General features: G+C 39.9%; 20 protein-coding genes. 5 read left to right on the top strand and 15 right to left on the bottom strand.

Going from position 1 to position 19,575, the window contains the following annotated elements:
• Positions 1-150: 150 nt before the first annotated feature.
• From AX663_RS02105 to dinB, 5 genes are all read right to left on the bottom strand, one after another.
• Positions 151-894 (bottom strand): amino acid ABC transporter ATP-binding protein, encoded by a 744-nt coding sequence (locus AX663_RS02105; protein ID WP_002891704.1) that lies wholly within the window; start codon positions 892-894, stop codon positions 151-153.
• Positions 894-1,640 carry an amino acid ABC transporter permease gene (locus AX663_RS02100; protein ID WP_095559509.1) on the bottom strand — a complete coding sequence of 249 codons (747 nt, stop codon included), beginning with the start codon at positions 1,638-1,640 and terminating at the stop codon, positions 894-896. The genes AX663_RS02105 and AX663_RS02100 overlap by 1 nt, the downstream gene beginning before the upstream one ends.
• Positions 1,641-2,027: 387 nt before the next feature.
• On the bottom strand, positions 2,028-2,858 hold the full coding sequence (locus AX663_RS02095; RefSeq protein ID WP_060972558.1) for a transporter substrate-binding domain-containing protein: 831 nt from the start codon (positions 2,856-2,858) through the stop codon (positions 2,028-2,030).
• A 214-nt stretch (positions 2,859-3,072) separates the two neighbouring features.
• Entirely contained in the window at positions 3,073-3,963 is an 891-nt protein-coding gene (locus tag AX663_RS02090; protein WP_060972557.1) for a hypothetical protein, read from the bottom strand.
• A gap of 117 nt (positions 3,964-4,080) precedes the next feature.
• A complete protein-coding gene (gene dinB, locus AX663_RS02085) occupies positions 4,081-5,187 on the bottom strand; it encodes a DNA polymerase IV (RefSeq protein ID WP_060972556.1) in 1,107 nt (368 codons plus the stop codon).
• A 267-nt stretch (positions 5,188-5,454) separates the two neighbouring features.
• Between dinB and pflB the strand changes: the two genes are divergently transcribed.
• From pflB to AX663_RS02070, 3 genes are all read left to right on the top strand, one after another.
• Positions 5,455-7,767 (top strand): formate C-acetyltransferase, encoded by a 2,313-nt coding sequence (gene pflB, locus AX663_RS02080; protein ID WP_060972555.1) that lies wholly within the window; start codon positions 5,455-5,457, stop codon positions 7,765-7,767.
• Between the two features lie 263 nt (positions 7,768-8,030).
• On the top strand, positions 8,031-8,813 hold the full coding sequence (locus AX663_RS02075; RefSeq protein WP_060972554.1) for a carbonic anhydrase: 783 nt from the start codon (positions 8,031-8,033) through the stop codon (positions 8,811-8,813).
• Between the two features lie 85 nt (positions 8,814-8,898).
• Complete coding sequence (locus AX663_RS02070; protein WP_037599126.1) at positions 8,899-9,351, top strand: GNAT family N-acetyltransferase; 453 nt, start codon at positions 8,899-8,901, stop codon at positions 9,349-9,351.
• 16 nt (positions 9,352-9,367) lie between these two features.
• On the opposite strand, the gene AX663_RS02065 is transcribed toward AX663_RS02070, so the two are convergent.
• From AX663_RS02065 to AX663_RS02055, 3 genes are read right to left on the bottom strand one after another with little or no spacing between them, the layout of a single operon-like run.
• Positions 9,368-10,042 carry a hypothetical protein gene (locus tag AX663_RS02065; RefSeq protein WP_037599125.1) on the bottom strand — a complete coding sequence of 225 codons (675 nt, stop codon included), beginning with the start codon at positions 10,040-10,042 and terminating at the stop codon, positions 9,368-9,370.
• Entirely contained in the window at positions 10,026-10,973 is a 948-nt protein-coding gene (locus tag AX663_RS02060) for a serine hydrolase domain-containing protein (protein WP_037599124.1), read from the bottom strand. The genes AX663_RS02065 and AX663_RS02060 overlap by 17 nt, the downstream gene beginning before the upstream one ends.
• Positions 10,973-11,728: a CppA family protein gene (locus tag AX663_RS02055; RefSeq protein WP_022495893.1), complete on the bottom strand. Its 756-nt coding sequence runs from the start codon at positions 11,726-11,728 to the stop codon at positions 10,973-10,975. The genes AX663_RS02060 and AX663_RS02055 overlap by 1 nt, the downstream gene beginning before the upstream one ends.
• A gap of 173 nt (positions 11,729-11,901) precedes the next feature.
• Between AX663_RS02055 and AX663_RS10255 the strand changes: the two genes are divergently transcribed.
• On the top strand, positions 11,902-12,573 hold the full coding sequence (locus AX663_RS10255; protein WP_082759636.1) for a CPBP family intramembrane glutamic endopeptidase: 672 nt from the start codon (positions 11,902-11,904) through the stop codon (positions 12,571-12,573).
• Between the two features lie 89 nt (positions 12,574-12,662).
• Here the strand turns inward: AX663_RS10255 and gla are convergent, their stop codons facing one another.
• Complete coding sequence (gene gla, locus AX663_RS02045) at positions 12,663-13,529, bottom strand: aquaglyceroporin Gla (protein WP_037602504.1); 867 nt, start codon at positions 13,527-13,529, stop codon at positions 12,663-12,665.
• Positions 13,530-13,649: 120 nt separating this feature from the next.
• Here gla and AX663_RS02040 point away from each other — a divergent pair, with 120 nt between their 5' ends.
• Entirely contained in the window at positions 13,650-15,917 is a 2,268-nt protein-coding gene (locus AX663_RS02040) for a Xaa-Pro dipeptidyl-peptidase (RefSeq protein WP_060972553.1), read from the top strand.
• A gap of 583 nt (positions 15,918-16,500) precedes the next feature.
• On the opposite strand, the gene AX663_RS02030 is transcribed toward AX663_RS02040, so the two are convergent.
• The 6 genes from AX663_RS02030 to AX663_RS02020 form a co-directional block, all read right to left on the bottom strand.
• Positions 16,501-16,917 (bottom strand): hypothetical protein, encoded by a 417-nt coding sequence (locus AX663_RS02030; RefSeq protein ID WP_060972551.1) that lies wholly within the window; start codon positions 16,915-16,917, stop codon positions 16,501-16,503.
• A gap of 166 nt (positions 16,918-17,083) precedes the next feature.
• Entirely contained in the window at positions 17,084-17,380 is a 297-nt protein-coding gene (locus AX663_RS02025) for a bacteriocin immunity protein (RefSeq protein ID WP_060972550.1), read from the bottom strand.
• Between the two features lie 760 nt (positions 17,381-18,140).
• The gene (locus tag AX663_RS11030; RefSeq protein WP_082759634.1) at positions 18,141-18,542 is read right to left on the bottom strand and encodes a hypothetical protein; all 402 of its coding nucleotides are present in this window, start codon (positions 18,540-18,542) and stop codon (positions 18,141-18,143) included.
• Positions 18,543-18,871: 329 nt separating this feature from the next.
• The gene (locus AX663_RS10730) at positions 18,872-19,039 is read right to left on the bottom strand and encodes a hypothetical protein (RefSeq protein WP_014634990.1); all 168 of its coding nucleotides are present in this window, start codon (positions 19,037-19,039) and stop codon (positions 18,872-18,874) included.
• A gap of 137 nt (positions 19,040-19,176) precedes the next feature.
• Complete coding sequence (locus AX663_RS10725) at positions 19,177-19,344, bottom strand: hypothetical protein (protein WP_049527516.1); 168 nt, start codon at positions 19,342-19,344, stop codon at positions 19,177-19,179.
• Between the two features lie 15 nt (positions 19,345-19,359).
• On the bottom strand, positions 19,360-19,539 hold the full coding sequence (locus AX663_RS02020; RefSeq protein WP_060972549.1) for a Blp family class II bacteriocin: 180 nt from the start codon (positions 19,537-19,539) through the stop codon (positions 19,360-19,362).
• Positions 19,540-19,575: the final 36 nt, after the last annotated feature.

The following is a 19,575-nucleotide window of genomic DNA, read 5'->3' as shown; positions in this document are numbered from 1 at the left end:
ACTAGTAATAACTGCACGATGCAGCCTCTGATTGGACTATAGTCGCCTTTGAAACATTCAAAAGTTCCTAATCATCCTTGTGGGATTTTGACTATGGACTAAACTGTAGTCCTATCCCACTACCTTTTCTATTGTAACAAAAATCCCATCTTAAAGATATTGTTTTGAATAAGAAGCGAAAAATTCTTTTGTTCGTTCTTCTTTTGGATGGTTAAAGATTTCATCAGGTGTTCCTTGTTCAAGGATATGCCCTTTTTCAAGAAAGAGCACCTTGTCAGCTACTTGATAAACAAAGTTCATGTCGTGACTGACCAAAATCATGGTTTGACCTGACTTAGCCGCATCAGCGATTGATTTTTCAACCTCACCAACCAACTCAGGGTCAAGGGCAGATGTTGGTTCGTCAAGCAAGAGCACATCAGGCTTCATTGCAAGGGCACGAGCCAAGGCCACACGTTGCTTTTGACCACCCGACAAGTGACGTGGGTAGTGATTTTCACGATTAGAAAGCCCAACCTTAGCGAGCTCTTCTTTAGCAATCTTGGTAGCTTCGTCGTCAGAAAGTTTCTTAACAATCTTAAGACCTTCCTTAACATTATCCAAGGCTGTACGACGTTCAAAGAGGTTGAACTGTTGGAACACCATGGACAACTTACGACGAAGAGTAAGGATTTGCTCTTTGGTAATTGTTTCGAAATCTACCTTGAAATCATCAATGGTAATGGTACCAGAATCAGGTTGCTCCAAATAGTTTAAGCTACGAAGGATTGTTGACTTACCTGCACCAGAGGCACCAACAAGAGCTACAACTTCACCCTTTTCAATGTCAATATCAATGCCATCAAGAACCTTTTGTCCTGAAAATTCTTTGGTCAAATTTTTGATACTAATCATTAGCGGTCACCTCCAATGCCAGAAATGTCAGTCGCTTCAGGAGCCTTAATGGCCATGTGATTTTCAACTGAACGACCAATGTACTCAATCAAGATTGAGATTGCCCAGTATACAAGGGCAACTGAGATATAACGTTCAAAGTAACGGTAGTCGGCACCACCCAAGATTTGAGCCTGTGCATACATTTCGACGATACCTGCACTAAAGGCAAGTGATGTTCCCTTAGTCAAACCAATCAAACTGTTAATCAAACTTGGTGTCGCAATAACTGCCGCATTTGGAATGATGACACGACGGTAAACTTGTGCTGATGTCATCCCAAGAGAACGGGCAGCTTCGATTTCCCCAGCGTCAACGGCCTGAATCGCTGCACGGATGGTCTCACTCATGTAAGCTGCTTCATTAAAGGCAAAGGCTGTAATAGCGAAGATAGCTGGTGGAATCTCATTAATGTTCCAATCTAAACCGAACTCACCATTCAAGTAACGAAGGAAGAGTGGAATACCATAGTAAGTCAACATGAGTTGGACAAGGATTGGTGTCCCACGCAAGAAGCTCACAAAAACGGCTTGAATTGGATAAAGGATACGTACTCGATTGATTTTAACAACCGCAAAGACAAGGGCCAAAATCAAACCGAAGAAGGCACCTGCAATAGTCAATCCCAAAGTTAAAGGCAAGCGTTCCACAATCTTAGGAACAGCATCAAAGACTGCCTTCCATGAGAAGAGCTTACCAGCTGGCATCCAAGATGAAATCCATTTGAAGACAACCGTAACCAGTTGCAAAACATAGCCCCAAAGGATTTCCACTAGCCATGATAAGAGAATGGCTAAAGCAACAGCTACTGCCAAACCAACCAAGCCAAGGATAACTTGGAGATACCAAGGTGACCGATTAAATGCTTCTATACTCTTTTTCACAATGTCGCCCTTTCTTTCTAAAAAAGTCGGTTAGCCTAGTGCTAACCGTTCAAATATCTTATCATAAATTTTATAATATTCATTTTAGCATGACTCAGAAAGTCTGTGAAATAGTCTTTTCTTATCAAAGTGATAAGGAAATCATATCACTGATAATTCAGCTTTATTAACGTCAAAAAGCTGAGACAGCAGTCTCAACTTTTAACCGTATTATTTCAAATCACTGACGTAATCGCCACCGAAGTATTCCTTGCTGAGTTTGGCAAGTGTTCCATCCTTCTTGAGCTCTTTGATACGTTTATTGACAAAAGTCTTGAGTTCCTTACCTTGCTTATCATTTGAGAAAAGAAGATATTCAAGACCATCAGTCTTCATACCGATATCGTCTTTAATCTTGTTTACTGTCAACTTATAGCCTTGATCTTTGACAATGTACTCAGACGAAATCGCATCATAAAGGATAAAGTCAATTTTTCCTTCTTGAATGTGTTGAATACGTGTTGAAAGACCCGTTGAGCTAGAAGCATAGTTGATAGTAATTGGTGTCTTGTCCGCATTGGCATGGTTCCAATTTTCAAGCAACTGAGCATAGTTAGAGCCAGGAAGCACCTCTGTCGTCTTACCAGACAAATCGTCTAGGCTAGTATACTTGGTACCCTCAGCACTAGTGATGGCATAGTTAGAACGTGAAATCGGATCTGAGAAACCATATTTCTGAGCACGTTCTTCATTGTAGTTGAAGTCGTTAGCCGCAATCTGATAACGTCCAGAATCCACCCCTGTCAAGATGGAATCAAAAGGTGTCGTCACAAACTTGACCTCATATTTGTCTGAATCCTTGAAAATAGCCTTGACCAAATCAATATCATAACCCTTGAAGTCGTCACCTTTTTTGAAAGTGAAAGGCGCCGTATCAGAATCCGTCGCAACAGTAATCGTCTGTTTCTCACCAGATGCCTTACTATCACTCTTGTTTCCACAAGCAGCCAAAGTCAAAACTGACAAGCCAAGAATCCCTAAACCTGCAAGCCATTTTTTCATATCTATAATCCTCGATACTTTCATTAATAGTTAGTGATAACAGTTTATCATCTTCCTACAAACTCGTCTAATAATAAAATCCTAAGAAGTGATAGATAAAGGTTATAGGGGAATCGATACAACGAACAATAAGAAAAGAGCTGCCACTGGTGTGACAACTCTTCTCGTCCAAAAAAGCTTTCCGTACATGTTTAACATCAAATGCAATAAAACTCTATTTTTCCTTACTTGATGACTTACTGCTTGAATCGCTACTGTCTTCAGGTTGATAATCTGATAAATTCTTATGGATGCGTTCAGCGTAAACGGCTCTGCTTCCTGATTCGTCATGGTCGACCAAGGCTTCGGCAAGCTCTTTATAATCTTCTACAGAAATAGTCCAGTTTCCACCATCATCTTTGGTAAGCTTGAAGGTCTTTTCCAGATTATCAGCACCTGTCAAAGGTGTATAGGATATTTCTTTATCAATGTCCTTAAATTGCGTCAAATCACCGTTAAAGTTTTCACCATAAAGGAATTTCGTTGTGAGATCTTTGGCCTTACCTTTTTCCACATCGTTGTTATCAGCTTGATTCCATTGTTTCAACTTGTCTATGTCGTTGTCATAGAGACTCATAAGGAGAGTACGAACAGCAGCTGCAGCTCCATAGGCACTAACAGAACGTGAAGTAAAGGTAACTGTCGCATCATTTCCCTTAACTTTGACATCCTTCAGCTTATAGTCCTGAATCTTACCAATCATATTACGACGGACCTTAAGGAACTTAGAAAGTACTTGAGTTGGAGTCTTGGCATCATAGCCTTCAATGTATTTAAACGTATACTTTTCTTCCGGTGTATACCCCTTTTCTTCGATAGTATCTGCAACTTGTTTTTCAAAAACATTCGTTTCAGTCCAGGTTTCGTAATTTTCACCGTAGAGTTTTGAAAAACCGTTACTAGATTTTCCAAGCATGGTGTCAATCAAAATCGTCGCATCAGCCTTGGCACGTTCTGTCGGAGTTGGTGTCGCCTTTTTCTTCTCAGCTGGTTTATTGGAAGCACAGGCTACAAGAACCAAGCAGGTTGCTAAAATCAAGCCCAGATAAGTAAAAACTTTTTTCATTACTTTTATTCCCTCATTTCTATTGGTTACTATTTAAGATAGCATAGGTCTGATGATTCTTCAAGGTCACTTTTCAGGGTATGAAGCAAAAACTCTACCTATTATATTGTTTTTAAATCATGACTCCAAATCATCCAAATCTAACTGCCTGCCCTCTTGGTCTTCCAAACCTGTCAGAGTAACACCTAAGAGACGAACACCACTGCTATTTTCCTCCAGTTGATCAAAAATGGTATGAGCAATCCTTTCGATGGTGTCGAGATCCTTGGTCGATTTATCCAAGGTCATACGCTTGGTTAAGGTTGAGAAATCCGAATAACGGACCTTGATGACTATGATACGTCCGACTTTTTTAGTTTTCTGAGCACTTTCAGCTACTCGCCTAGCATTCTTAGTCAACTCAGCCTTGATGTCATCTTCATTATAAAGAAGCTTGCCGTAGGTTCGCTCACTTCCGATAGATTTACGGACACGATTGGGCCTAACAGGACTATTGGAAATCCCCCTAGCCTTTCGAAAGAGATCAAATCCAAAACGTCCAAAACGATCAATCAGAGTCATCTCAGGAACCTTCAGAAGATCGGCACCGGTGTAGATGTCCATGTCATGAAGACGTTCAACTGACTTTTTACCTACCCCATGAAACTTTTCAATAGGGAGCTTTTCCAAAAATTCCTGAGCCTCCTCTGGAAGTACCACCGTCAAACCAGCAGGCTTTTGAAAATCAGAGGCTAGTTTGGCGATAAATTTATTATAGGAAACGCCTGCTGAACAAGTCAGGTGAAGTTCCTGCCAGATATCATACTGGATAAGCTTGGCTACCTTAACCGCCGATTTGACACCAAGTTTATTTATCGTCACATCAAGATAGGCTTCATCGATAGACATAGGCTCAACCAAGTCAGTATAGCGTTTAAAAATCTCACGAATTTGCATCCCTACCTCTCGGTAATGGCTATAATTTCCTGAGATAAAGACAGCGTTAGGACAACGTTCATAGGCTTCCTTAGAAGACATGGCTGAATGGACACCATATTTTCTAGCCTCATAATTACAAGTTGATACCACACCACGTCCCCCTGTTTTTCTAGGATCATGACCGATAATAACCGGCTTGTCCTTAAGACTGGGGTCATCCCTCATCTCGACCTGAGCAAAAAAGGCGTCCATGTCAATATGGATGATTTTCCGACTGGTATCATTTATTAGAGGAAACTCTAACATGGCTCCCTGCCTCCTTTCTCAGATTTATCTCATTGTAAAGCTTTTCACATAAAACTTTGGGACTACAAAGCATTCTCCCCTTATGATACCAAAATCTATCAAAAAACAGAAATTTATAATACAGATTTATCGTTTTCAAAACTGTATTATAAAAGAATGTCTCTAAAAACGGAGTTTTAAAGTTGTGTAAGCGTTTACTGTGTGATAGAATACTTCTAGAGAATGTAACAGATGATTTTGTTACTAGAATTATAGGAGATCCAAACTATGGCAACGGTTAAAACCAACACAGATGTTTTTGAAAAAGCGTGGGAAGGCTTTAAAGGAACTGACTGGAAAGAAAAAGCTAGCGTTTCACGTTTCGTTCAAGCAAACTACACACCTTATGATGGTGACGAAAGCTTCCTTGCAGGACCAACTAAACGCTCTCTAAAAATTAAAAAAATCGTAGATGAAACTAAAGCAGGCTATGAAGCTGAAGGACGCTTCCCAATGGATACTCGTCCAACTTCAATCGCTGACATTGACGCAGGGTACATTTCAAAAGAAGATGAACTTATCTATGGTATCCAAAATGATGAGCTCTTCAAATTGAACTTCATGCCTAAAGGTGGTATCCGTATGGCGGAAACTGCTTTGAAAGAACACGGTTATGAACCAGACCCAGCTGTACACGAAATTTTCACAAAATACGTGACTACAGTTAACGATGGTATCTTCCGTGCTTACACTTCAAACATCCGTCGTGCACGTCACGCTCACACAGTTACTGGTCTTCCAGATGCTTACTCACGTGGACGTATCATTGGGGTTTACGCTCGTCTTGCCCTTTATGGTGCTGACTACTTGATGCAAGAAAAAGTTAACGACTGGAATGCTATCAAAGAAATCGACGAAGAAACTATCCGTCTTCGTGAAGAAGTTAACCTTCAATACCAAGCACTTCAAGACGTTGTTCGCCTTGGTGACCTTTACGGTGTAGATGTTCGTCGTCCTGCCTTCGATACTAAAGAAGCTATCCAATGGACAAACATCGCCTTCATGGCCGTATGTCGTGTCATCAACGGTGCCGCTACTTCACTTGGTCGTGTGCCAATCGTTTTGGATATCTACGCTGAACGTGACTTGGCTCGTGGTACTTACACTGAATCAGAAATCCAAGAATTCGTTGATGATTTCGTTATGAAACTTCGTACAGTTAAGTTTGCTCGTACAAAAGCTTACGACCAATTGTACTCAGGTGACCCAACATTCATCACAACTTCAATGGCTGGTATGGGTGCTGACGGACGTCACCGTGTTACTAAGATGGACTACCGTTTCTTGAACACTCTTGACAACATCGGTAACTCTCCAGAACCAAACTTGACAGTTCTTTGGACTGACAAATTGCCTTACTCATTCCGTCGCTACTGTATGCACATGAGCCACAAGCACTCTTCTATCCAATACGAAGGTGTGACTACTATGGCTAAAGACGGATACGGTGAAATGAGCTGTATCTCATGTTGTGTATCACCACTTGACCCAGAAAACGAAGAACAACGCCACAACATCCAATACTTCGGTGCTCGTGTTAACGTACTTAAAGCCCTTCTTACTGGTTTGAACGGTGGTTATGACGATGTTCATAAAGACTACAAAGTATTTGACATCGATCCAATCCGTGATGAAGTTCTTGACTTTGACACTGTTAAAGCTAACTTCGAAAAATCTCTTGATTGGCTGACTGACACTTACGTAGATGCCCTTAACATCATCCACTACATGACTGATAAGTACAACTACGAAGCTGTTCAAATGGCCTTCTTGCCAACTAAACAACGTGCTAACATGGGATTCGGTATCTGTGGTTTCGCAAATACTGTTGATACATTGTCAGCAATCAAATACGCTACAGTTAAACCAATCCGTGACGAAGATGGCTACATCTACGACTACGAAACAATCGGTGACTACCCACGTTGGGGCGAAGATGACCCACGTTCAAACGAATTGGCAGAATGGTTGATTGAAGCTTACACTACTCGTCTTCGTAGCCACAAACTCTACAAAGATGCAGAAGCTACAGTTTCACTTCTTACAATCACTTCTAACGTTGCTTACTCTAAACAAACTGGTAACTCTCCAGTTCACAAAGGGGTATACCTCAACGAAGATGGTTCAGTGAACTTGTCTAAATTGGAATTCTTCTCACCAGGTGCTAACCCATCTAACAAAGCTAAAGGTGGATGGTTGCAAAACTTGAACTCACTTGCAAGCCTTGACTTCGGTTATGCAGCTGACGGTATCTCACTTACTACTCAAGTATCACCTCGTGCCCTTGGTAAGACTCACGACGAACAAGTTGATAACCTCGTAACTATCCTCGACGGATACTTCGAAAATGGTGGACAACACGTTAACTTGAACGTAATGGACTTGTCAGACGTTTATGAAAAGATCATGAGCGGTGAAGATGTTATCGTACGTATCTCTGGATACTGTGTAAACACTAAATACCTCACTCCAGAACAAAAAACTGAATTGACACAACGTGTCTTCCACGAAGTTCTTTCAATGGACGACGCTTTGGGATAAAAACGAATAAAGAGCTCGCAATTGCGAGTTCTTTTCTTTTTTAAAACACTTGTTTTCATTACATTTTTCTAAATCTACTATAATTTACATTTGACTTTTTCTCAGATTAGCTATAAAATAAAAGCGTTTCCGTTTGGTTTCTCCAAACACTTCACTCTCAGAAGCACCTCAGAGAAATGACACTCTATCACTGTCTAACTGCTAGTTTACAAATAACAGGTCAACTAGTATGACAATAAAATAAAAGAGTACAAGGAAGAAAGATGAATAAGAAAAGTTTTAAGCTAATAGGATTAGTAGCTCTCGTAGCAAGTACAGTCCTACTCGTAGCCTGCCAATCCGAGACCAAAACCGAAAACTCAAAGTCCAAGGACGTTCAATGGGGTTATACTGGCTCTACTGGTCCAGACCATTGGGGTGACCTTTCGAAAGATTATGAACTCAGCAAAAATGGTAAAGAACAATCTCCGATCAATATCACCGGAGCTGAGGACGTTGATCTTCCAGAACTAGACCTTAATAATCAAGAATCAGAAGCTCAAGTTGAAAATAACGGGCATACTATTGAAGTCAGCTTTAAAAATCCAAAGAATACCCTAACGATTGGTAACGAAGTTTACAAGTTGCAACAGTTCCATTTTCACGCACCAGCTGAGAATGAAATTGATGGTCAGACTTATCCTCTAGAGGGGCACTTCGTCTATAAAACAGATAATGGGAAAATCACAGTTGTCTCCGTTCTCTATAATTATGGCGATGAAAATCAATCTTTAAAACAAATCTGGGACAAAATGCCTCAGGCGGCCAATACTGAAACTGAGCTTTCTCAGGCCATCTCACTTGATGATTTCTATCCTGAAGACAAGGACTACTACAACTTTGAAGGTTCCCTAACAACACCTCCATGTACTGAAGGTGTTAACTGGATTGTCTTCAAGAATCAAGAAACTGTCAGCAAGGAACAAGTGGAGAAATTCACTCAAACCCTTGGATTTGAAAATAACCGTCCTATCCAAGATACAAACGGTCGAAAGATAAATGAATAAAACAAGATAAAGAGCTTGATGACTACTCCTCTCATCAAGCTTTTTTTCGTTGACGATATACTAGAATCTTTGTTACACTGGTTCTATGATTATCAAACATACAAGAGATACACTTTCAGAGACTTATCTAGATGCTGTGGCTATTCGGAACACCGTTTTCGTTAAAGGGCAAGGAGTTCCTCACTCTATCGAGATTGACGCAAATGAAGCCTACTGTATTCACTTTGTTTTATACGATGATAAAGACAAGGCTGCAGCAACCGTACGCCTACTGCCTAATAAAGATTTGACTCAGCTTACCCTCCAACGTATGGCGGTGCTCGAGGCCTACCAAGGCCAAGGTCTGGGAAGCATTCTCTTGAAAGAAGCTGAAGATTTTGCACAAGAGCAAGGCTTCCAGACTATTTCTCTCCATGCTCAACTCAGGGCACTTAAGTTCTACCTCAATAATGGCTATCAGGAAGTCGGTAAAATCTTTGAAGAGGCTGGTATCCAACACATTACTGTTGAAAAATCATTACTAAGTAAAAAAGCTTAAGCAGTAGGTCAACTGCTTAAGCTTCTTCTTTTGTCGCAGATATAGGATAGCCATGCTCGACAGCAAGAACTGATACATATTCTCTTTTCTTTAATGTCTCTACGATCTTTTTCCAGTATTTCTGCCCTTTAAAAAGAAGGACAAACACTCCCATGCAGACCAAAAAACCAAGAAATTGTTTATATTCAGAAGATGACAGTTTTGATTCTAGTTCTAGGAGCTCAAACAGTCCTCTCAATAGAACTGTAAAGGTAATCATTATAAGGCTAAGTCCACTAAAGTATCCTAAACATATAAGCAAATACCCTATTTGAAGCTTCTTGGAACGCTTCTTGTAGAGTAACTTATAGTCCTGACTGTACTTTTCAAATACAGGAAAGTGAATATCAAATCCTCTCCTCATACGAATGACTTTCAAATCAGGTTGGGCACGATAACTAAGGCAATGAATCAATTTGTATAGTATCTCTCTTATCAAGATATAAGAAGAAGCGATTATAGGGACTACTATACAAGAAAATACAAGAACACCTAAATAGAAGGAATCTTTATCAAATGCCAACAAGTCGACCATCACCCCAAAAAACATACCACAGACAAAGAGACTACTCCCGTTAAGCACACAAAAGAGGAGACTCAAAAACCAAGGGACAAGTTTGCTTTCCTTAGAATGTCTACTCGACCGTTTCACGAATCAGCTCCTTCTTCATTATCTCAATTAAAACATCTCTGTCTTTAATCCATTGAGCTCTCTCATCCTTGTAGTAAGTACGATTACTGAGGAAAATAGCTGCACGTTGAGCTGGGATATTGATAAGCACAAAGGTACCTGTATAACCAGTATGAAGAATCCAATCGCCTTGAAGGTCCCAAGCGACACTGCGCTCCTTATTGGATTGGCTGATATTCTGCGTCAGATTTTTAGCAAAATCATCCGTCAAATAATGGTCAACAAAGATTTCTAAGTCCTTTAGGGTTGAAAAGAGGCCTGCTGAACCTGTATGCTCTTTGAGCACTCGAGCCTTGGGATCGTGAACAGTTCCTCCCGGAATTCCCTCAACAGTTGGAACAGCAACCTCAACTGGCCCAAACCGTGTTTCAGTCATACCAAAAAGTTGAAAAATTTCGCTGTCAAAGAGCTTATCCAGTGTTTGTCCAGAGACTTTCTCAAGCATCAAGCCTAGGAGAATAAAATTAATATCGGTATACAAGAAAGGTTTATCATCCTTAACTTTGATGGCATTAATAGCAGAAATCAAGCCAGCTTGGTCTAACTCATCACGGTTTGGAATAAAAGGATCAATGCCGCTACTGTGAGAAAGAAGCTGACGAAGAGTTAGCGTCTTATCCACTACTGCAGGATAATAGGTCGATAGTTTCTCGTCCAAGTCCAATTTTCCCGCCTGCAAGTAGAAAAGACAGAGGGTCCCTACTCCTACCACCTTGGAAACACTAGCTAAATCATAGGTCAGTCCTGGAACTACCGGAATATTTCCATCCTGAGTTCCTAGATAATGCTCCTGCCAATCTTGTCCGTCATAAAGTGCAAGGCTGGCACCTGGAAAGATGTCAGCCTTGATGTAGTCTGTAATTGTTGACAATGTTTGTTTAAAATTAGTCATTATTTTGTTAGCCAAACCTCAATATTACTCATATCAGTCAGTGCAAGTAGGCTTTCTTTAGTATCTAGATAACTTGAGAACTGTTCCTTTTCAAGTTTCTCATGCAAGGCAACCAAGTCGTAGTCTTCAGCTACCTTAAATTCTAGAATTTCCAAATCCCAAGTCTGGTCTGGACTCACTTGGAGGTCAGGACCTTCTGCTTTCTCAAAGTGGATAGACAAAGGCAATTCTTCACCAAAAAGATTGTCGTAAAAGAAAGCTGCTTGAGCTGTATCAACAACGTTCAAGGTCAAAGACTCGACCGTAAAGTCTGACACTCCTTTGAAATCTTCTTTTTCTTCAACATCTGCGTATTCAACTGTCTTGAGAGTAGACAAGTCATCTTCGGCATGCATCAAAATAAGACCATTCTCAGGTGAGATTGTTTCAAAAGCATACCCTTTTTCCCCTTGGAAAATAGCCTTGGCTTGGTGATCATCACGCGCCAAAAGGTACTCAATCTCAAGTGGATCTGAAACCTTGATAACCACTTTATTAATTTTCTTAGGGCCTTCAACCGCACGGCAACGGTAAGCTGGTGACTCCTCAATCACAAAAAGTGAGTTACGGTCTGTCCAATCTGTGAAGACCGCAAGGGCATTTTCCTCAGTCAAAAGCTTAAATCCTAATGTATTTTGGTAAAAATCAATATTTTCTTGTCTGTTATTCACACGAAAGATTGGTGTGTGAAACTTAAAATTCCCTGATTGCGTCATGACAACCTCCATTCTTTTCTATTTTATCCGAAAAGAGCCTGTGTGACAAGGATTTTCCTAAGAAAAAACAGGATTGTAATTTTTTCACATTCTTTCACATAAATTATGAAAATCATTATATTATATTTACCTTAGGACTAGCTATTTCCTCATTTTAGAGTATAATAGAGACTATGAAAACTCTCGTCAATCATTTGGCGTTTAGACATACCTATCAGGGATTCTTTTTACTGCTGATGATAGCTATCCCAAACCTGGCTTTAGGTATGACAACGTCATATAACAATCAGACTGGGTTGACCTTCACTAGCCTTGAAAGCTGGGGAATTATCGCTGTCAATCTCATTATTTTTTACATTACCTATCTTTGGGCTAAAAGTGAGGGGTTGATTCACAGCTTTAGCTTAAATCGAAAGGATATCAAAGCTATTATCTGGGGCTTTGTGCTTATTTTTCTGATGGGAGTTATTGGGAGTAATCTTATGCTACTGACTCACACCAACTACCATGCAGAACTTCAAAGAACCCTTACGACAACGCCTATCCTACCAGTAGCCATTGGCATGATGACCACAGCCTTCTTACAAGAACTACTCTTTCGCAAGTGGATTTTCTCTTGGCTGGCTCCTTATTCGACAGTTGCTGTTTTAGTGAGTACCGGTCTCTTTTGCCTATTCCATATGCCTACCAACCTTGCCCACCTCCTCCTTTATATTGGAATGGGCTTGGCTCTCTCTATGATTTACCAAAAAAGAGAAAATCTATCAGTGGCTATCTCACTTCATGTCCTATGGAATCTTTTCACCTTAGGTGCTACAATCCTAGTTATAACTACTCCTATGTAACTGAGAAAACTTTCTCAGTTTTTTTGCTACTTTCAAAATTTTTAGCGTAAAAAAATCTGAAGCACTAACTTCAGATTTTTTGTTATTGATTAAAGGTAGAGGGCTTTGAACAAGTATACAGCCAAAATTCCTGCAAGGATTGGAGCTACAACTGGAACCCAAGCATACCACCATTTAGAATCACCTTTGTGCTCACCAAGAACTGATGTTGGCAAGATGTGGTGAAGAAGACGTGGCATCAAGTCACGGGCTGGGTTAAGGGCTGGTCCTGTAGGTCCACCAAATGATAGAACCAAGGCACAAACCAAGAAACCAACACCAATGTGAGCTACAGCAAGAGATCCATTCGCCATTTGGCCTGTTACAGCTTCTTTATCATACCCATATTGGACTGCTTGTGAGACCAATTTGTGACCAAAGTAGTTGTTAGTCAAGGCAAGGGCACCAAAGAAGAGAAGGAATGAACCTGCAAACTCATTGGCAAAACCGTTAGCCCATGCACGATTACGATTTTCTGGAGTGTCATCATGATCGTCAACTGCTGAAATCGTTGAGAAAGTACCAAGAATATTGTTTGGATTCTCAGTTTGTACATAGTAAGGTTGGTGAACCCAAACCACGATAGCTTGACCTACAAAGGCACCAAGAAGTTGTGCAATAAGGTATCCAGGAACGCCTACCCATGAGAACAAGCCAGAAGCAGCAAGTCCAAGTGTGAAGGCAGGGTTGATGTGGTTACCAGAAACATCACCAAACATAAGGGCTGGCATCATAACACCAAAACCATAACCAAAGGCGATTACAATCCAACCAGATTTGTTACCTTTTGTTCCCTTAAGCTCAACGTTGGCAACGGCACCATTACCAAGGGCTACAAGAAAAGCAGTCGCGATAAACTCAGTGAGGTATTTCAAGACCCATTCACTGGTGAACGCTTCTTTTAGAAAATCATTCATTTGTCTCTTTATTTCCTTTCGATTTTACAATAATTTAGACATCTATCATTTTATCAAGTATAATGTCTGATGTAAAGATATTTCTGAAATGTTTACGTATTATTTTTGAGGTTTTTAAATATGAAATTTAACCAATTTAGTTACATCCCTGTTAGTCCTGAAATTGCTTGTCAGGAACTCCGTTCTTTGGGCTTTGAAGTCTCTCTAGATGCTAGTGCCAAAGCCAATTTTGAGGCCTTTGTTCGCAAGTCCTTCCTCTTCTTTGACGACACCGACTTAGCTTTAAAAAATTGGATTGCTGATACAGAGACTGACCTCCTAACCTTCTTCCAATCAGACCGTTCTTTGACTGCTGATGTCTTTGGTTTGGTGGCTCTTCAACTGCTAGGATTTGTCCCTAATGTGGACTTTACAAACAGTGCGGCTTTCCTAGAGAAAATGGCCTTTCCAATCACTTTTGATGGTAGTCTTAACAACCTGCATCAATTGTTGGCGACACGCACACAGTCTGGCAATACCTTAATTGATCAGTTAGTAGCTCAGGATTTAATCCCTGTAAGTAATGACTACGTCTTCTTTAATGGTAAGAGCTTAGCAACATTTGACACTAATCAGCTTCACCGTGAAGTGGTTTATGTCGAAACACCTGTAGACACCGATAAAGATGCCCAGTTAGACTTGGTCAAAGTGACTATCTTACGTCCTGATGTGGACTTCCCAGTTCCAGCCATGATGACCGCAAGTCCTTATCAACAAGGGACTAATGAGCCTGCTTCAGATAAGCTCACCCACAAGATGGAGGGAGACTTGCTCGTCAAACCAGCAGGTAAAATCTCTCTAAGACAACCTGAAATCAAGGCACCTGAAGCAGACCTTACGCCTATCAATCCTGTCACAAAGGCTCAGGAGCGTTTTGCTCACACAGATACCTACACACTTAACGATTACATGTTAGCTCGTGGTGTGGCCTCTATCTATGTATCCGGTGTCGGTACCTTCAACTCAGAAGGTTTCATGACCTCTGGAGACTATCAACAAGTTCTGGCCTATAAAGCTGTCATCGACTGGCTCAATGGTCGTGCACGCGCCTTTACTAGCCGTAGCAGACAGCATACAATCACTGCTGATTGGGCTTCTGGTAAGGTGACTACTACTGGACTTTCATACTTAGGTACCATGTCCAACGCCCTTGCTACAACTGGCGTTGACGGTTTGGAGATGGTAATCGCTGAAGCAGGTATTTCTTCTTGGTACGACTACTATCGTGAAAATGGGCTCCTCGTCAGCCCTGGAGGCTACCCTGGTGAAGATCTCGATACCTTGACTGAGTTCACCTATTCTCGTGCCCTATTAGCTGGAGAATACCTACGCCACCAAAAAGACTATGAGACCTACCTCAAAGAGCTAAGCAAAGCCATTGATCGTAAGCATGGAGACTATAACCAGTTCTGGCATGACCGCAACTATGTGCAATTCGCAGACCGTGTCAAAGCTACTGTAGTCTTTACACACGGTAGCCAGGATTGGAACGTCAAACCGATTAACGTCTATCAAATGTTCAAGGCTCTTCCAGACTCTCTTGAAAAACACCTCTTCTTCCACAATGGTGCCCACGTTTACATGAATGCTTGGCAGTCTATTGACTTCCGAGAAAGCATGAACGCCTTGATTTGTCAGAAACTCCTTGGTTTAGATAACAGCTACACACTGCCTACTGTCATCTGGCAAAACAACCAGTCTGAACAGACCTGGGAGGTTCTCGATAACTTTGGGCACGACAATGGTAAACACATTCAGCTTGGTGAGACTGAAGCTAGTATCGCTAACCATTATGAAGAGAAAACCTTTGCCAAATACGGTAAGACTTACCAAAGCTTCAAAGATGACCTCTTTGCAGACAAAGCCAACGCCATTACCTTGGACTTTGAACTGGACCAAGACATCCAGATTAATGGCCGTGTCCACCTAGAGCTCAAGGTTAAGTCTAGCACAAACCGTGGTCTCATTTCGGCCCAAGTTCTAGAAATGGGTGACAAGAAGTATTTAGCACCTATCCCTGCACCCAAACGCATGAGTTTAGATAACGGTCGTCTCTTCAAGGAAGAAGCCTTACGTGAACTGCCATTCAAGCAGGCCAAATACCGTGTCATTACCAAAGGACACCTTAACCTGCAAAATCGTAAAGATCTTCTTACCATTGAAGATGTTACGCCAAATGAATGGATGACTGTCGGCTTGGACTTGCAACCAACCATCTACAAACTCAACAAGGGCGACAAACTCCGACTTGTTCTCTATACCACAGACTTTGAACACACTATTCGTGACAATAGTGACTACGAATTAACCGTGGACCTAAACCAGAGTCAGATGACATTGCCTTATTAGTCTTTATCGCAAAAAATCCCATAGGATAAGAACTCTCATGGGATTTTTTGATTGTGTGGAAATAAACAAGATTTAATCTTCAATTTTTACGATTCATTTTAATGTTATTTAAACAAATGATATATCCAAGACAGTGGAACAACACAAAGATATGCCAGTAAAAATAAAGCATAAAGCTGTCAGATTTAGTCAACGTATAAAAAAGAAAAATTCCAACAAACAAAATGGAAAGCCATAACGTCTTCTTAACGAATAACAAATATTGATGCCATATCTCTTTATCACTCAAAGTAACTTTAGATTTTTTACTTAGGAAAAGATGCATCAAAATCTCTGCTAGACTACTAAGTACTGTTAAAACCAGAATCTTACTTAGAGGAATACCTAAAAAGAATCCCATCCACTCAATAAGCAATTGGGACAAAACAATGGCCGTAAGGGCACGTAGATTTTTTGACATAAAACTGAAACCTCACACTTCTCTCAAACAGAAAGTTTTCACAACGCCTACAAAGTTACCAAAGCATAGATAAGCACTGACAACCTCGCTATCTTTATAAGCGCGTCTTTCATAAACTGAATTCTAGCCTCGTTCACTTTGTTTAATGATTTTAAGCACTCTAGGTGTCAGAAAAGCTAGTAAACAAATATCCAAAGCAATCACAACAATAATGATTATACGCCATTCAGCATCCCTCACCGTCAGAAAACGATAAACACCAGCTAAAATAATAGCCAAATGTGCCAAGCCCATACCAGCGTAAATTTGTTTAAGAGTAAACTGTCGTTCTTCAAGTGGACGACGGTCAAGCTCTCGCTTAATCAACAGGGGCAACTCAAGTAAAAAGATTGATAGCAATACCAAAGGTAGCCAAAATAAGAAAGAATAACCATTATATAATAATTCTAAACCAATATTGCCACCTATCAAACCAAAGGCAACAACCATGAGTCGTAAATAAAGTAACGTTCCTGAACGAAGTCGGTTAAGATAAGGCATCGCACTCTCCTTTCATCACAATCACTTGTCCGCTTTGCATAATCATAACTAGGACTTAAGGTTCTTTCTCTGCTCCTCAACAGGTTGGAAAAGAACCTTTTTGCCCCATCTTCCTTTTCTCAATGGACAACTCAACCTTAAAACCAAGAAATCCTCCCTAATGACATCAATAGCCATAACGAATCGCTAGCAATTTTCGCAACTCTGCCATTCGCTCCTCAATAAAGGGAGACAAGGTTAGCTGGTTCTTTCTGACCACTTCGGATATTTCCAGTGACATCCTGCTTAAGATATAGGGAGTGGCTGAACGAGAGTCTGCAAGTTCCGTTCGGTAGGAGTGCAGGACCTGCTTCAAATCAGCATAATCTGGCTTATCTCCAATAGTTTCAATTACTTCATCGATAATAGCTACTGCTTGTTCTCGTCTCTCTTTGCCTCCTGCAAACCATTTAAGTCCTGTCATTAAGAAAACCTCCTTATTTCTTTCAACTAATTTTTCAATCACATCTTTAGTATAGCACACTGATAGTCATTTAAAAGCCAGCGTCCCAAAAAGTGGCTATACGTCCCGAATGGTAGCCAAATCCAGATTGGATGCTGACTAGATAGAGCATTTAAAGCTATATTCCAAATGACTACTCCTAGGATTGCTGATAGGAAACGTAACGAACGTAACACAGCAGAACTAAATTTTTGTAATATCACCATAGTAATTCCTTTTCTACTAGAGTCATTTACATAAACTACTAGGGCGTTATCTAAAGAATGATTTGCTATTATTCTGAATCTAGCATAGCTAAAGACACGAATCTGTCACTTTCCATGCTGCTTAAAACAAATACATCACTTATCGTTTCTAAAAATCAACTGACTAAGATCATCAGAGAGCGATAAAGAAACATAGAGTGACAAGGTGTAAAATAAAAATGTCCTTTCTTGATGCCAGAAAAATATTATCACACATTGAATACAGACAGCCAAAATAACTTGCACGATAAATTTAATATATTTTCTAGAAATAAGTGATTGTTTCAAATAGTAATCCTCCTTTCATGACATTTTTTGAAGACCTAGCCCCTGCAAGTTTTGTCTATACGATAGAAGACTATCCTTCAAACATTGGAAATTCACTCTAATTTTCACATGTTTCATTAATCACTTTCTTATTATAACACTTTTATGCAACGTAAATTGAATAATGTCACAAACAGTTACTATATTTTCTATCTTTTAAAATATCTTTTGACTTGCAAGTAAGCTAGAAAATCACAGAGGATTAACAAAAGCATTAATACGGCTAGTACTATACGGTCTGTGGTATCACTGAATGTTAGTAATGTGTAAAACTCTACACAAAGCACTAGCAATGAGATGACAAGAAAGACAAGGAAGGACTGCCGTATTGTTAACGGATTTACTGAATCTGGACGCTTCTTAAGAATATGGTAGAGCAGACCATTTACAAAAATGACTACTAAAGCTAGTACTCCGACTGCTAAACAAATCCCTAGCGAAGTCTTGCTCTTATAAAGAGAAATACTGATACTTATAAGGAAAACTGCCAATATAGCAGTGACGACCCTAAAAAATCGCAATACTCTCGAACTAATATTCTTTAACTTCATGATAAAACACTTAAGCTATGAATAACCTCAGTCAGCCTTGTAAACCGAATAAGCTATTACATTAAACTTTATTCCTTTCTGTATTTTTTTATACTGCTGTAAGATCTCAAGTAATCCCTTAGCGATTAAATTCTACTGGAGATGTAATATAATAGCGTCATTAGCACTGATATTTTAAATAAGCGAATATACATATCTTTGTTCTTTCTATTACAAAGATAAGCAATCAAATATAATACAATTTCCGCTATCATTAGTAAGAATAATTTTACTTCGGGAACATCAACAATAAGCATTTGCAAGCACCTCACGTTCAAAGGGACAAAAGGTTACTTTTTAAACTGTGCCCATTTTTTAAAAAGCAGACTATAAAGAAGCAAGGTTAGCCCAAACAAGTTAATAGTATGGTGGACTGCATCCAAACTTCTAAATAGATTAGCAAGGCCCATTCCTATGAGAATGGTAGCCAGTAAATACGGTTTTGAGTTTTTAAACATACTTTTCTCCTTAAAGTGTTTTTAGCTATCTGTGCAAAGCTATGAATTTTATTATAGGTTGCAAGCCAACAAAAAAGTAGTGACATAAATGTCACTACTCGATTTTGATTTTTAGGAACTCTACATTTCGAATACTTCTATTTTTTGAGTCGCTCCCATTTACTAAAAATCAAACTAAAAGTGATTAATGTTAACCCTACCAAATTAATGATATGATGAACAAAATCTAAATTTCTGAAAAGGTTAGCAATTCCAAATCCTAAAAGGAAAATTGCTAGTAAATACATTTTTTTATCTTTAAGCATAGGGTCACCTAAATATTAGCAGAATGTGGCGTAACCAACTAAAGCTCCTCCCCAGTAACCTACTGGGCCTCCTGCTGATCCTACTAGGGCAGATCCAATTGTGCCGGCATAACACTTAACCCATCCGCCACCTTCAACGTTTGCAAGTGCCTCAAGATTGAGTGTTTCAAAAGTGTTAATTGTTTGTGTTGTCATTCTAACAACCTCCTAAAATATTATTTTTTAGCTTTT

It is taken from the genome of Streptococcus sp. CCH8-H5 (genome assembly GCF_001556505.1).
Classification (GTDB): domain Bacteria; phylum Bacillota; class Bacilli; order Lactobacillales; family Streptococcaceae; genus Streptococcus.
The sequence above is the reverse complement of the archived record's forward strand: the minus strand, read 5'-3'. Positions and strand labels throughout refer to the sequence as shown.